Below are 14829 nucleotides of genomic sequence, written 5' to 3'. Positions count from 1 at the left end.
GGGGTGTGCCGGCCGGTCCGGTGCTCCCGTCATGCGGTGGTACGGGCGAGCACACCCGTATGACCGACCGCGCCCCTGTCTTCGCCCTCCGCAGGCAGATGCACCGCGAACACCGTCTCCCCCGGCACCGACCGCACCTCCGCCACACCGCCGTGGGCCGTGGTGACGGCCTGGACGATGGCGAGGCCGAGGCCGGTGGAGCCGGCGTGGCGGGAGCGGGAGGCGTCGCCTCGGGCGAAGCGTTCGAAGACGTGGGGGAGGAGGGCGGGCGGGATGCCGGGGCCGTCGTCCTGGATCTCCAGGGTGACCCAGGGGTGGCCGGGTTCCGCGCGGAGGCGGGCGGTGACGGTGGTGCCGGGCGGGGTGTGGGTGCGGGCGTTGGCCAGGAGGTTGACGAGGACCTGTTGGATGCGGGGCGGGTCGGCGAGGACGGTGGCGGGGGCCTCGGGGAGTTCGAGGCGCCAGTGGTGGCCGGGGTCCGGACCGTGGTCGAGGGCCGGAGCCCGACCGTCCGCCGGAGCCCGACCGTCCGCCGGAACCCCGCCACGTTCCGCCACGCGGGCGTCGCTCACGGCGTCGACGAGGAGCGGGGCGAGGTCGGTGCTCTCGTAGGAGAGGGGGCGGCCCGCGTCGAGGCGGGCGAGGAGGAGAAGGTCTTCGACCATGCCGGACATGCGCTGGGCCTCGGACTCGATGCGGCCGAGGGCGTGGCGGGTGTCGGGGCCGGGCTTCTCGCGGCCGCGGCGGGTGAGTTCGGCGTAGCCGCGGATGGAGGCGAGGGGGGTGCGCAGCTCGTGGCTGGCGTCGGCGACGAACTGGCGGACGCGCATCTCGCTCTTCTGGCGCGCGTCGAGGGCCGAACCGACGTGGCCCAGCATCCGGTTGAGAGCGGCGCCGACCTGGCCGACCTCGGTTCGGGGGTCGGCCTCGGCCTGGGGGACGCGTTCGAGGGGGGCGACCTCGCCGCTGTGCAGGGGGAGTTCGGAGACGCGGGTCGCGGTGGCGGCGACGCGGCGCAGCGGGCGCAGGGCGACGCCGACGATGGCGGCGCCCGCGAGGCCGGCGGCGATCAGGCCGGCGGCGGTGACGCAGACCTCGACGAGGATGAGGGTGGTGATGGCGCCGTCCACCTCGGTGGTCGGGATGCCGACGAGGACGGTCGTGCCGTTGCCCCAGGGGGCGGCCGTCTGCACCCGGTAGCCGCCCAGGCCGGGCAGGTCGACGTCGTGCGCCTTGCCGTCGGCGGGGACACCGGCCGACTCCAGCGCCTCCGTCTGGGCGGCCGTCAGCGGTTCGGTGTTCTTGGAGGCGTCGAAACCGCCGTCCTTGGCGACCTGCGAGGAGGTGACCTCGCCGTTCACGGTGAGCGCGCCGAAGGTCTTGAGGGGCTGGCCGCCCATCCCGATGAACCCCAGCGGGTCCGGGTTCTTGTCCTTCGGCCCGCCGGGGACGGGTCCGCCCGGCATCCGGTCGGCCCGTACGGCGATGTCCCGCAGCTGGCCGTCCAGCTTCCCGTACATGTACGTGTGGAACGCGATCGCGGTGACCGTGCCGATCACCGCCGCGACGACCGCGATCAGCGACACGGCGGAGACGACCAGCCGGGTCCGCAGCGTCCACGGGCCCCTGCCCAGCCGTTTCACGCCGTTACTCCCCGGGTTTGATGAGGTAGCCGGCGCCGCGCCGGGTGTGGATCATCGGGGAGCGGCCGGCGTCGATCTTCTTGCGCAGGTACGAGATGTACAGCTCGACCACGTTGGCCTGGCCGCCGAAGTCGTAGTTCCACACCCGGTCCAGGATCTGCGCCTTGCTGAGCACCCGGCGCGGGTTGCGCATGAGGAAGCGCAGCAGTTCGAACTCGGTGGCCGTCAGATGGATGTTCGCCCCGCCCCGGCTCACCTCGTGGCTGTCCTCGTCGAGCATCAGGTCCCCGACGACGAGCGTCGACTCACTGCGCACCGCGGCCGTTCCCGAGCGCCGGATCAGGCCGCGCAGCCGTGCCACGACCTCCTCCAGGCTGAACGGCTTGGTGACGTAGTCGTCGCCCCCGGCGGTGAGCCCGGCGATGCGGTCCTCCACGGAGTCCCGCGCGGTCAGGAACAGCACCGGGACGTCGGCCAGCTCGCGGCGCAGCCGCCCCAGGACGGCCAGGCCGTCCATGTCGGGCAGCATGACGTCCAGGATCACCGCGTCCGGCCGGAACTCCCGGGCCGTCCGCACCGCCCCGGCGCCGTCCCCCGCGCTGCGCACCTCCCATCCCTCGTAGCGCAGCGCCATCGACAGCAGCTCCGCCAGCGGGGCCTCGTCGTCCACGACCAGGACCCGGACGGGGGTCCGGTCCGGCCTGAGCAGTTCGGTACGCCCCTGGGGCGAGGTCGTCGTCGTCATGTCCGCAACCCTGTGAGACGCCCCTGAGAGAGTTCTTTTCCGTTTCTGTGAATTGCCTGAGAAAGCGGGCGCGGGGCCGCGCGCCCCGCCCTCACACCCCGAACAGCGCCGCCGCGTTGTCGTGGCAGACCGCGCGCAGCCAGGCGTCGCCCAGGCCGAGGCGTTCCAGGGCGTGGAGCTGGTGGGCGTACGGATACGGAATGTTCGGGAAGTCCGTGCCGAGGAGGATGCGGTCGCCCAGATCCGCGAGGCGGCCGTGCTCGGTCCCGGGGAACGGGGTGAAGGCCTCCGTGAAGTCGGTGAAGGCCATCGTGGTGTCGAGGCGGACCTCGGGATAGGTCTCGGCGAGGGTGAGGAACTCCCCGTACTCGGGCATGCCCATGTGCGCCACGACCAGCGGCAGCCGGGGGTGGCGGGCCAGCACACGGGCGACGGGGTCCGGACCGGTGTGCTTGCCGGGGGCGGGGCCCGAGCCGCAGTGCGTCACGACCGGGATGCCCGCCTCCGCGAGCAGCCCCCAGACCGGGTCGAGCAGCGGATCGTTCGGGTCGTACGCGCCGACCTGGAGGTGCGCCTTGAAGACCCGGGCCCCGGCCTCCACGGCCTCCCGGACGTACCGCCCGGCCTCCGGTTCGGGGAAGAACGTCGCGGTGTGCAGGCAGTCCGGGGTGCGGGCCGCGAAGTCCGCCGCCCAGCCGTTCAGCCAGGCGGCCATGGACGGCTTGTGCGGGTAGAGCATCGAGGTGAAGCGGCGCACCCCGAACGCGCGCAGCAGGGCGAGGCGTTCGTCCTCCTCGTGCCGGTAGGTGATCGGCCACTCCATGCCGGTCAGCGGACCGGCCGCGTCGAAGTACGCCCAGACCTTGCGCAGCACCCGCTCCGGCATGAAGTGCGTGTGGACGTCGATGAGACCGGGCAGCCCGAGCCCCTGCCAGAACCGCACCACGTCGTCGTGCTCGTCACCCATGCCGCCCGCCCCTTCCTCGATCGTCCTCCGACGATCTCAGAACAGGCCGTCCTGCGCGGCGCCGCCCCCCACCGGGGCCGTCGGGACCGCCACCCCCGCGTCCGGGCCGGCCGCCGTCAGCGCCCAGCCGGTCATCAGGCGGGTGTCGACGATCACCACGCCGTCCGCCGTCGCCAGATGGAGATCCGGTCCGGCCGCGGCCACCAGCCGGCCGGCCACCGCTCCCCCGTCCACCAGGGCGGTGACCGCCCGCACCGGGCCGGTCGCGCCGCCGATGCGGAAGATCCCCGTGTGGTCGACCGGACCGAACGGCAGCCGCTCCAGCGCCTCCGGCCAGCCCGCCCCCTCCAGCGCCGCCGCCCGGTCGTAGTGCCCGGCCAGCTCCGCCGCGCGGGCCGGGGCACCGGGCAGCTCGCCGCGCAGGACTCGCTTGCGGGTGTACGGGACGCGGTCCGGCACACCGAGTGCGGCGCGCAGCACCTCCTCGGCGCGGCGGGCCGCCATCAGGGGGCCGCGGCCCAGCCAGGTGAAGACGACGGCGCCCTGCTCCCGCAGCCGGGCCGCGCCGCGCGCCTCCGCCGTGATGCCGGCCTTCACCACGCCGGGCCCGAACCACGCCAGATACACCCGGTACGTGCGCGGATCGTCCGGGATCGTGTCGGCGGCCACCGAGTGCGCCCGGTCGAGCCGCCCGCACTCGGGACAGCGGGCCCCGGTGCCGCGCCCGGGAACAGGGGCCGCGACCGGGCAGGGGTTGCCGCGCGCCCCGACGCAGGTGCGCGGGCCGGTGGCGCGGAAGCCGAGCCCCGCCCCGTACGCCAGGACGCTTTCCCGGGTGTCCGCGCCCCTGCGCCAGCCGAGGACGGGGCCCCCGTCGTCCTCCGGCCACCGCAGTCCGGTGCACCGCCATTCCATGTGCGCGCTCCCGTGCCGTGCCCGCCTGTGCCCTCCCAACGTACGGGCGGCCACTGACACACGGCGACCGTGCCCGGCGCCGCGGTCCTCGGAAGGGTGGACGGGCGGGAGGAGGGTCGTCCGGGGGACGCGTCAGTGGAGGCGTTCGGGCAGGGGGCCCGCGCTGGGGGTGCGCAGGGGGGTGCCGTCCGGGCCGACGACGTCGACCGCGCCCGCCGGATGGGCCGTGACCTCGCCGACCACGGCGGCGTACCCCCCGCGCGGGCGGGCGCGGAGCCCGGCGAGGACCCGTTCGGTGCGGTCCGCAGGCACGAACAGACAGAGACAGCCCGCGCAGGCCGCGTCCAGCGCGGCGAGCCCCCGGGTGGCCAGGGCCACGCGGGCCTCGTACCGGACGGGCAGCGCGGACTCGTCCACGCGCAGGGTCAGCCGCCGGGCGGACGCGGTCTGCCGCAGCGCCTCGGCGAGCCCGCCGGAGGTGACGGGGACGGCGTGGCGCAGGTCCGCGCGGAAGGTGCGCAGCAGTCCGCCGAGCGGGGCGCAGTCGCTCTCCACCTGGTGCTCGTAGCCGAGTCCGTCGCGCAGGGAGAGCAGATGGGCGGCGTGGTCGCCGAGCGGGGCGGTCACCACGATCCGGTCGCCGGGGCGGATCCGGTCCGGCCCGAGCGGCGGCCCGGAACGCTCCCCCCACGCGGTGGCCGTCACATAGACCCGGTCCGCCTCCCCCGCCCGGACGACCTGGGTGTCGACGGCGGTCACCGCGACCCCGGCCTCGGCGGCGGCCTCCCGGACCGATGCGGTGAGCCGGTGGACCAGGTCGAGGGGGAGCCCGGCCTCCAGCACGATGCCGAGGGCCAGATGGCGGGGGTCGGCGCCGGTGGCGGCCAGGTCGTTGACGGCTCCGCACACCGCGAGGCGCCCGATGTCCCCGTTGCCGAAGAACGGCGGATCGACGACGTAGGTCCCGGCCCGGACGACTAAGGAGGGCTCCCGGGGCGTGAGGGCCGTCGCGATCAGTTCACGCACCTCAGGGCCGAACCCGACCTGGGCCGTGTCCCAGTCCCGCGTGTACGTCACTCCAGCCACCCCCCGATGCCCGCACGTCCGGATCGTGCTCATCATCCAGCGGGGTCGCGGCCCCGGATACCCGTGTCCGTGTCCGGGCCACCGATCAGGGGTCGGTAGGGGCGGTCGTACGCCCGGAGCAGCAGCGCGGCCCCGACGGCGGCCAGCGCGGGCAGCGCGCCGAAGCCCGCCAGGATGCCGGCGCGGGCGGTCGCCGACTGCGCGGCGGCGTCGCCGGTGCCGGAGGAGACATAGCCGGTGAGCTGGAGGACCAGTCCGTAGAGGAAGGGTCCCGCCGCCACGCCCAGGCCCTCGACGGTCGTGAACACCCCGGACAGGACGCCGCCTTCGCGGCGCCCGGTGCGGCCCGTCTCGCGGGCGATGCAGTCCGGCAGCATCGCGTACAGGAAGAGCAGCTGGCCCGCGTGGCCGGTGCCGGCCAGGGCCATCGTCACCAGGACCGCGCCCTCGGGCAGGACCGGCGAGGCCAGGAAGAGCAGGCAGCCGGCCGTGAACAGCGCGGTGGCCAGGGTGTATCCGCGCGGGCCGCGCAGCCGGGACCACAGCGGCACGGTCAGCAGGTTCGGTGCGACGAACGCCGCCACGAGGGCCCCGACCCCCGAGGAGTCGTGCAGCACGTGGTCGGCGAAGTAGGGGGCGCCCGCCAGCAGCACCCCGGTGGCGACCGACTGGAGCACCAGACAGCGCAGCAGCGCCATGAACGGCGGGTCGGCCCGCGCCGCCTCGAACTGCGCCCGCAGGGACGGCTGGGCGGCGGCCTCCGGCGTACGGAGCGTGCCGGACGCACCGCCCGGCGTCCCGGCCTCCGGCGTCCCGGCTCCCGGCGTCCCGGCTTCCGTCGTTCCCGATCCTGCCGTCCCGGCCCCCGTCGTTCCCGATCCCGTCGTTCCCGATCCTGCCGTCCCGGCCCCCGTCGTTCCCGATCCCGTCGATCCCGATCCTGCCGTCCCCGCTCCCGCCCCCGTCGTCCCCGCGAACACCCACAGCGCGCCCAGCGCCACCACCGCCGCGCCGAACAGGCCCGCCCAGCGGTGGCCGGGCAGTCCGCCGCCGCCCGCGTCGACCAGGGCGGGGGCGACCGCCCCGGTGACCAGGGCGGCGATCCCGATGACGGCGACCCGGCCCGCCACCAGCCGCATCCGGTCCGCCTCGTCGTCGGCGAGTTCGGCGGGCATCGCCACGTACGGCACCTGGAAGAACGCGAACGCGGTCGCCGTCAGCAGATAACCGGCGGCCGCGCACCAGGCACCGGCGGAGCCGGGCGCCGGGCCCGCGAAGGTCAGCGCGAAACCGAGCGCCGTGAGGAGCCCGCCCCACAGGACGTACGGGCGGCGCGCGCCCCAGCGGCTCCGGGTCCGGTCGCTGGCCCGGCCCACGAAGGGGTTGAGGACCGCGTCCCACGCCTTGGGCAGGAACACGACGGTGCCCGCCAGCGCCGCGCCGACGCCGAGCGTGTCGGTGAGGTACGGGAGCAGCAGCAGACCCGGGAGCGTGGTGAACGTGCCGGAGACGAGCGAGCCGGACGCGTAGCCGAACCGGGTCCGGCGGGTGAGCGCGCCGGCGCGTGCGGGGGTCCCGGCGCGCGGCGGAAGGGGCGCGGCCGGCCGGCCGCCTGCGGTTCCGGTGACGGTCATCGGGTGCCTCCCTGCGGAAAGCCCCGCCGAGGACGCGGGGGATGTGTCCCTCGGCGGGGCTGTCGGGAACAGCTTCGGTGACCCACCATGGACGCGGCTTAAGGGCCTGTACGGAGCACCGGGCCCCGCGGGGGGCCCACGGCGCGCGGCCCCGGCCCGGGACGCCGCGCCCATGGTCCGTCAGGTCCGGCGGCCGGGGAGCCGCGCTGCGCCGACACCTTCCTGCCATGCACCTTGTGGCCAGCGGCGGCGGGTGGCTGGCGCTCCGGCTCCCGCCCCACCATGAGCCTGGAGAAGGGGAGGGACATGACCGTCGACAACCGTACGAGCTCGGCTCCCGCCATCCACGGACGCGCGACCGCGGCCCCGGGGCCCGGGAGCGGTGCCCAGCACCTGATCCACCGCCCGGCCGCGCGGTCGTACCACGGCCTGGACGCGCCGAGCCCCGGTCCCGAGCACTTCACGCTCGTCGGCGAGACGCCCGTCGCCCACCCGCTCCTCAACGACGGCCCCGGCCGGTTCCACGACCTCCAGATCGCCACCGGCAGCGTCCGGGAGGTCGGCGAACTCGTCGGCCACCGCTACTTCGGCGTGCCCGACGACCGCCCCGGCCTCTTCTACCGCTTCGACCTCGACCTCACCGACCTCTCCGCCTGGCGCACCCGCCCCGGCGCGGACCGGGGCGCCGTCATGGAGACGCAGATCAGGGCCCGGCCCGCCAACGTGATCGCCGAGGTGCCGCGCGGGCTCGACTTCCATCTCGACGTGGTGATCGACGGGCGGCCGTGCGCCACCGGTTCGGCCGGGATGGTCTTCCTGATGCCGAAGCTGTACCGCAAGCACGTGGCGCACGCCCGGCGGGCGATGCGCGCGGTGCCGGAGCTGGGCGACGCCCCGGACGCGCCGCCGCGCCCGGCCGGCCGGGCCGAGGTGGGCCGGTCCCGCGAGGACAACGTGGTGATCAGCGAACCGGTCGACGCGGCCCGCGGCCGGATCAGCACCTGGGTGCTGTCCGAGCGGATCGGGCCCGTCTTCGACGACACCGACCCCCGGCAGGCGGGTCAGTTCTCCGGGCTGCATCTGCTGGAGGCGCTGCGCCAGAGTTCCCTGCTGACGGCGGGACGCGCCCACGGTCTGGAGGCGGAGCGCTCCACGCTGGCCGCCTGCCAGGTGCACTTCCGTGGCCAGGCCGAACGCGAACTGCCGCTGCGCTGCGTGGCGGTGGCCGGCCCGCTCGGCCGGGACGCCGAGGGCCGGCCCAGCGTGCCGGTCACCCTGACCCTGACCCAGCAGCGCTGGGCGGTCGCCGAGGCCCGCACCTGTGTCGTCCAGGACCTCTGAGGCGGTGGACACCATGCGCTTCGGCATCCTGGGCCCACTGGAGGCCGGCCCGTGCGCTCCCCGCGCCGCCAAACTGCGGGTGGTCCTCGGCACGCTCCTGGTCCGCGCGAACGAGGTCGTGTCCGTGGACGGCCTCATCGACGAACTGTGGCCCGACGCCCCGCCGCGCACCGCCCCGACGACCCTCCAGGTGTACGTCTCCCATCTGCGCAAGGCGCTCGGTGCCGCCGACCCGGACCACGGGCGGGAGCTGCTGGTGACCCGCCGCCCCGGCTACCTGGTGCGGCTCGCCCCCGGCGAACTCGACAGCACCGCCTTCCTCGACCTGTCCCGGCGCGGCCGTCTCGCCCTGCACGAAGGGGACTTCGCCGCCGCGGCCGACCTCCAGCGGCGGGCCCTCGCCCTGTGGCGCGGCCCGGTGCTCTCGGACATTCCGCACGGTCCGCTGCTGGACGCCGCCGCCGTCCGCCTCGACGAGGCGCGCACCACCGCGCTCGACGAACGGGTGCGGGCCGAACTCCGTCTCGGCATGCACCGCGAACTCATTCCGGAACTGCACGAACTGGCCGCCGCGTATCCGCTGCGCGAGGAGTTCCACGCGCATCTGATGGTGGCGCTGTACCGGTGCGGGCGGCAGGCCGAGGCCCTCTACACCTTCACCCAGCTGCGGCGGACCCTCGTCGAGGAGCTGGGCATAGAGCCGGGTCCGCGCTCCCGCCGGCTGCAACGGCTGATCCTGGAGGGCGATCCGGAGCTGGCCCGGCCCGAACCGGCGCCCGCCCGCGGCCGCGCGCCGGACGGGGACCGTGAGCTGCCCGCCGCCGATCCGGCGTTCCTCGGCCGCGCCGACGAACTCGTCGCCGTGGAACGCCTGCTGCGCGCCTCGGCCGGGGCGGGCGGCGGCGTGGTCGCGGTGACCGGGATGCCGGGCGCCGGGAAGACGGCCCTGGCGGTCGAGGCCGCGCACCGGGCCGCCGACGCCTTCCCCGGCGGACTGCGCCTGTACGTCCCGGAGGGCGGCGGACGCCCGCCGCGCCCCGCCCCGGCCGGGGGCGGCCGGGCGCTGCTGCTGGTGGACGGGGTGACCTCCCCGGCCCAGGTACGGCCCCTGCTGGCGCTCGGCCACACCCTGCTGCTCACCGCCCGCCGGGTCCCCGCCGGGCTGCCCGGACTGCGCACGGTGCTCCTCGGCCCGTGGCGCCCGGAGGAGGCCTGGCAGCTGGCCCGGCTGTTCGACGCGAACGGCGGCCGGGTGACCCCCGAGGACGCGCGGGACGTCGGCGTGCTCTGCGGACTGCTGCCGCGCGCCGTACGGGCCGCCGCCGCCCAGCTCGCGGCCCGGCCGCACTGGACGTCCGCCACCCTGCTGTCCCGGCTGCGCGCCGAGGACGGCCGGCTCGACGCGCTGTGCACCGGCGACATCGACGTACGGGCCGGGCTCCTCGCCGCGTACGAGGGCTGCGCGGCCGAGCGGCGCCGGGAGTTCCGGCTGCTGTCGCTGCTGCCGCCCGGCCCCTTCGACTCCGTACGGGCCGCCGCCGCCCTCGGGCTCACCCCCCGGCGGGCGCTCGCCTCCCTCGAAGCACTGGCCGACGAACGGCTCGTCGCCGTCGACCGGGACGCCTGGCACCTCCCGGAGCTGCTGCGGCTGCTCGCCGCCGAACGGCTGGCCGAGGAGGAGGACCCCGGCACGGTCGCACAGGCCGTCCGGCGGGTCTGTCTCGCGTACGCGGACGGCACGGCGGACCCCCGGCGCGGCGGCACCCCCGACGCGGCCGGGCTCGTCCGGCTGGTCCGCACCGCCCACGCGGCCGGACTCTGGGCCCCGGCCGTCCGGCTCACGGACCGGCTGGCCGAGGGCGTCCCGCCCGACGCGGCGGACGAGGAGGACTGCTACGCCCTGGCCCTGGACGCGGCACGGCGCCGCGCCGACCGGCCGGCCGAGGCCCGGATGCTGCGGCTCTCCGCCGAACTCGACGCCCGCTACCGGCGTTCGGACCGGGCCCGTGAACGGTTCGGCCACGCCCTGGAGCGGGCCCGGTCCGCCGGTGACCGCGAGGAGACCGGGCGGGCCCTGGTCGGTCTGGCCGAACTCCTGCTGGACGCCGGCGCGGCCGACGAGGCCGCCGCGCTGCTCGACTCCGCCCTCGCCGCGCTCGAACCGACGCGGTCCGGCCGTCCGCGCGGCCGCTACGAGGCGTCCAGGGCACGCGCCCTGGTGGCCCTCGCCCAGCACGAACCGGCCACCGCCCGGAGCCTCTTCGAGGAGTGCCTGGCCCTCGCGGACACCCTCGACGACCCCCGGCTGCGGCTCTACGCACGACGCTCGCTGCGCACCCTCGACCACCCGGACCCGGCCACCGCGTCCTGCTCCGGCGCGGTCGAGATACGCCCCGGGCTCTGGCGCATCCCGCACGGCGGCCCGGCCCCCGTGCCGTCCCTGGTGTGAGGCGGGCCGGGACAGCTCTCAGCGTAAGGAGAACCATGTCGGTGGCGCTCGGTCCGCACACGGACCTGATCGGCAGGGAACGGGAGGCCGCCGCGCTGCGCGAACGGCTGCTCACCCCCTCGGTGCGGCTGGTGACGCTCACCGGGCGGGCCGGGGTGGGCAAGACCCGGCTGGCCCGCGCGGCGGTGGACGCCCTCACCGGGTCCTTCGCCCGCGTGGTGACGCTCGACGCGGCGGCCCCGGACGACGCCGGCCCCGGCGGGCTGACCGCGCTGGTGCGCGCCCGGACGGAGGCCCGGGGCGCGGAGAGCCGGGTCCCGCAGGTCCGGGACGCGCAAGACCTGGGCGGGGAAGGCCGTGGCCCGGAAACCCCGGGCTCGGAAGCCCCGGGCTCGGAGGCCCCGGGCGTGGAAGGCCGGGTCCTGCTGCTGCTCGACGGCTGCGACCACGAGGCCCGGGGCCCGGCCGCCGAGGCCGTCGTCGCGCTGGCCGGTGATCCGGGCGTGGTGGTGCTGGCCACGGCCGTCGAACCGCTCGGTGTCTACGGGGAGCAGCTGCTGCCCCTGGACGCGCTGGCCGTTCCGTCCGACACCGACGCGGACGCGGAGGACCTGCACGAGGTGCCCGCCGTGGCGCTGTTCGTGCGCCGGGCCCGGGACGCCGACCCGTCGTTCGCGCTGACGCTGGAGAACGGCGCGGCCGTCGCGGAGATCTGCGCGCTGCTCGGCGGGCTGCCGCTGGCCCTCGAACTCGCCGCCCTGCGGCTGCGGCTGCTGCCCGCGCACCTGCTTCCGGCCCGGCTGCGCGGCCGGACGACCGTGCTGTCCGGCGGGCCGGTCAACGCCCCCGCCCGGCACCGCTCGCTGGCCGCGCTCGCCGAATGGAGCTGCCGGGGCCTGGACCCGGCCGCCGAGGCGCTGCTGGGGCGGCTCTCGGCGTACGAACCGGGCTTCGGGACGTCCGCCGCCGGGCTGGAGGACGACGAGGGGCTCGAAGTCCTGCTGGACCGGGGGCTGCTGACGGCCGTCGGGGAGGAGGCGGGCGGACTGCGGCTCGCGGTCACCGAACCCGTGCGCTCGTACGCCCGCGCCCGCACCCCGGAGGCGGAGGGCGCCGACGCCCACGCCGAGCGCTACCGCCTGCTGGTCGCCGCCGCCCTGCCGGGGCTCTCCGGCACCGGCCAGGACCGGCTGCTGCGGGAGGCCGCCGCCGAGAGCGCCAATGTGCGGGCGGCGCTGCGGCGGCTGCACGAACGGGGCGACTGCGAGGCGGCGGCGGCCATGGTGCTCGGCTGCCGGCTGCCGTGGCTGGTGCAGGGGCGGCTGCGCGAGGGCCTGGAGTGGTGCGACACCGTCGCCGAGGGGCGCGGACAGCAGCTCACCGAGGCGCTGCGGGCCCGGCTCGCCGACCTCTCCGGGGTCTTCGCCCTGGAACTGGGCGACCCGCAGGAGGCGGTGGCCCGCCACCGGCGGGCCCTGGCACTCGGCAAGAACGTCGGCGACCGCCGACAGAACGCCCTCGCCTCGCTGCACCTGGGCACCGCCCTGCTGCGCTCCGGGGACCCCGCCGCCGCACGCGGTGTGCTGGTCACCGCGCACAGCGCCCTGTCCACGATGGGGGTCACCGGCCCCACCGCCGAGGCGTCCGTCGCCCTGGCCGCCGCCCTGCACGCCGAGGGCGACCGGCGCCGCGCCCAGGGCACGCTGGAGCGGGCCGAGGAGACCTTCCGGAGGATCCGCGACGGCCGGGGGCTCGCCGCCGCGCTGCGCGCCGCGGCCGCGCTGGCCCTGGAGGGCGACGAGCCGGACCCGGCCGAACGCGCGCTGCGGGAGGCGCTGCGGCTCTACGAGGCCATCGGCGAACGCACCGAACTCCCCGGCCTTCTGGAGGAGTTCGCTCTGCTGCTGCTCCGTACGCAGCCCGAGCAGCGGCCCCGTGCGGTGCGGCTGCTCGCGGCGGCGGACGCGCTGCGCCAGCGGACCGGCGCACAGGTCCCGCAGGAGTGGCGGAGCCGGGCGGAGCGGGCCCGTACGGATCTGGGCGCCCGGCTGGACTGGCCGGACTTCGCCACCGCGTGGGCGGAGGGCGTACGGATGCCCGCGCCGACGGCGGTGGCCGAGGCGCTGTCCTCGCCCGTGCCGTCCCGGGCCCCGGTGGCCGGGGCGGCGGCCGAGGCGCAGTCGCTCACCCCGCGCCAGGCGCAGGTCGCGCTGCTGGTCGCCGAGGGGCTGACCAACCGGCACATCGCGGCCCGGCTGGACATCTCCGAATGGACCGTCGTCAACCATGTCCGCCAGGTGATGCGGCGGCTCGGCTGCACCTCACGGGTCCAGGTGGCCGGGGCGGTGGGACGATGGGGCTGACCCGGGGCACGGGGACGGCGGAGCGCCGTCTGAAGGAGCTGGCCGCGCCCGAGGAGACCGTCCGGCGGTTCCGGGCGGCCGGCTGGTGGCGGGAGACCACCTTCCTCGACGATCTGCACCGCACGGCCGCCGCCGCCCCGCAGCGGCCCGCGATCGTCGCCGAGCGGGTGCTGAGCCCGGCCGGGCGGGGCCGGATCACCGTGACGTACGCCCAACTGGCCCTCCATGTCGAACGGTTCGCCGCCGCTCTGACCTCGCTCGGGGTGGCGCCGGGCGATCCGGTCGCCTTCCAGCTGCCCAACCGCTGGGAGACGGCCGCGCTCACCCTGGCGTGCTGGCGGGCCGGGGCGGTCGCCGTGCCCGTCCTGCCGACCGTGCGCGCGCACGGCCTGCGCAGGATCCTGGACGGCACCCGCGCCCGGGTCTGTGTGGTCCCGGACGTCTGGGAGGGCTTCCCGCACGCCGAGGCGCTGGCGGACCTCGCCCCGGGGCTGCCGTGGCTGCGCCACCGGGTGGTGCTCGGGGACGCGGCGCCCACCGGGGCCGTGGACTTCGCGGCGTACTTCGCCCGCACCGCCCACGAACGGTCGCCCGCCTGGCGCGGCGGTCGCGTCCGCCCGGTCGGGGCGGACCGGCCCGCCCTGCTGATCAGCGTGATGGGGCTGCGCGACGCGTACACCTCGGTGCTGCACACCCCCGACACCCTCTACGCCAACGTCGCCGCCCAGAACCATCCGCGCGGCCCGGGACGGCGGTCCGGGGAGGTCTTCCTCAGCACCCTGCCGCTGACCTCGCTGGCCTCCCTGATCTACACCGTCTGCTGGCCGCTGGCCGTCGGCGGGACGGGGGTGTGGCAGGACGTCTGGGACCCCGCCCGCTGCCTCGACCTGATGGCCGACGCCGGGGTCGGCCAGGTCTACGCCGAACCCGCCTACTTCGCCGAACTGCTCACCACCCGGCGCCGGCACCCCCGGACGACGGACCGGCTGCGGCTGGTGCTCTCCGGCGGCCGGACCAGCACCCCGCGCCCGCTCGCCGACGAACTGCGGGAGGCCTTCGGCGTCCCGGTGCTCTCCGCCTGGGGGGCGCCCGAACTGGGCATGGGCGCCCTGGCCGGGGCCGACGGACCGGCCCGGCCGCTCAGCGGGCTGGAGATGGCGGCCGGACCGGGCACCGGTCCCGCGCCGCTGCGGGTGCGCGGCCCCTCCGTGGCCCTGGCGACCTGGCTGCACGGGGCGGCCGCCCCCGTCTCCACCTGGGAGGACGGCGACGGCTGGCTGGACACCGGGGACCTCGCCACGACCGACCCGGGCGGCGGGGTCCGGGTCCTGGCGCGGGCCGGGACCCGGACCGGGGCGATCTTCATGGTGCCGGTCGCCGAGGTGGAGGAGGGGCTGCTGGCCCACCCCCGGGTCGGCGAGGCCGCGGTGGTCGCCTACACCGACCCGGAGCACGGCGAACTGCCCTGCGCGGTGGTCGTCCCGACCGCCTGGGACCGGCCGCCCGGCCCCGCCGAACTGCGCGAGCACCTCACCGCGCGGGGGGTCGCCGAGGCGTTCCTGCCGACCCGGCTGGAGATCGTCGGCGCGCTCCCCCGCGACGAGCACGGCCGGCTCCGCCGGGACGCGCTGCGCACCTGGCTGCTCCGCTCCCGGCCGGGCAGCCCCCGCCGGTCCCCCGGCTGAC

General features: G+C 76.7%; 10 protein-coding genes. 4 read left to right on the top strand and 6 right to left on the bottom strand.

Features of this window, described 5'->3' with window-relative positions:
- Window positions 1-29: 29 nt before the first annotated feature.
- The 6 genes from ACZ4FH_RS02130 to ACZ4FH_RS02105 form a co-directional block, all read right to left on the bottom strand.
- Complete coding sequence (locus tag ACZ4FH_RS02130; RefSeq protein ID WP_467301735.1) at window positions 30-1634, bottom strand: HAMP domain-containing sensor histidine kinase; 1605 nt, start codon at window positions 1632-1634, stop codon at window positions 30-32.
- A gap of 13 nt (window positions 1635-1647) precedes the next feature.
- Complete coding sequence (locus tag ACZ4FH_RS02125) at window positions 1648-2388, bottom strand: response regulator transcription factor (RefSeq protein ID WP_467301646.1); 741 nt, start codon at window positions 2386-2388, stop codon at window positions 1648-1650.
- A gap of 91 nt (window positions 2389-2479) precedes the next feature.
- Complete coding sequence (locus ACZ4FH_RS02120) at window positions 2480-3355, bottom strand: amidohydrolase family protein (RefSeq protein WP_467301645.1); 876 nt, start codon at window positions 3353-3355, stop codon at window positions 2480-2482.
- A gap of 36 nt (window positions 3356-3391) precedes the next feature.
- Window positions 3392-4270 (bottom strand): DUF2797 domain-containing protein, encoded by an 879-nt coding sequence (locus ACZ4FH_RS02115; RefSeq protein WP_467301644.1) that lies wholly within the window; start codon window positions 4268-4270, stop codon window positions 3392-3394.
- Window positions 4271-4402: 132 nt separating this feature from the next.
- Window positions 4403-5347 carry an AIR synthase-related protein gene (locus tag ACZ4FH_RS02110; RefSeq protein WP_467301643.1) on the bottom strand — a complete coding sequence of 315 codons (945 nt, stop codon included), beginning with the start codon at window positions 5345-5347 and terminating at the stop codon, window positions 4403-4405.
- A 41-nt stretch (window positions 5348-5388) separates the two neighbouring features.
- Entirely contained in the window at window positions 5389-6990 is a 1602-nt protein-coding gene (locus ACZ4FH_RS02105) for an MFS transporter (protein WP_467301642.1), read from the bottom strand.
- Between the two features lie 306 nt (window positions 6991-7296).
- Between ACZ4FH_RS02105 and ACZ4FH_RS02100 the strand changes: the two genes are divergently transcribed.
- Genes ACZ4FH_RS02100 through ACZ4FH_RS02085 form a run of 4 tightly spaced genes read left to right on the top strand, consistent with a single transcriptional unit; the run spans window position 7297 to window position 14828 of the window.
- Window positions 7297-8331 (top strand): AfsA-related hotdog domain-containing protein, encoded by a 1035-nt coding sequence (locus ACZ4FH_RS02100; RefSeq protein WP_467301641.1) that lies wholly within the window; start codon window positions 7297-7299, stop codon window positions 8329-8331.
- 13 nt (window positions 8332-8344) lie between these two features.
- Window positions 8345-10780, top strand: coding sequence for an AfsR/SARP family transcriptional regulator (locus ACZ4FH_RS02095; RefSeq protein WP_467301734.1), 2436 nt, complete (start codon window positions 8345-8347; stop codon window positions 10778-10780).
- A 35-nt stretch (window positions 10781-10815) separates the two neighbouring features.
- A complete protein-coding gene (locus ACZ4FH_RS02090; RefSeq protein ID WP_467301640.1) occupies window positions 10816-13143 on the top strand; it encodes an ATP-binding protein in 2328 nt (775 codons plus the stop codon).
- Window positions 13134-14828, top strand: coding sequence for an AMP-binding protein (locus ACZ4FH_RS02085; protein ID WP_467301639.1), 1695 nt, complete (start codon window positions 13134-13136; stop codon window positions 14826-14828). Before ACZ4FH_RS02090 ends, ACZ4FH_RS02085 begins: the two co-directional genes overlap by 10 nt.
- Window position 14829 lies beyond the last annotated feature (1 nt).

The sequence above is a fragment of the Streptomyces sp. NPDC024555 genome (assembly GCF_055559335.1).
The sequence above is the reverse complement of the archived record's forward strand: the minus strand, read 5'-3'. Positions and strand labels throughout refer to the sequence as shown.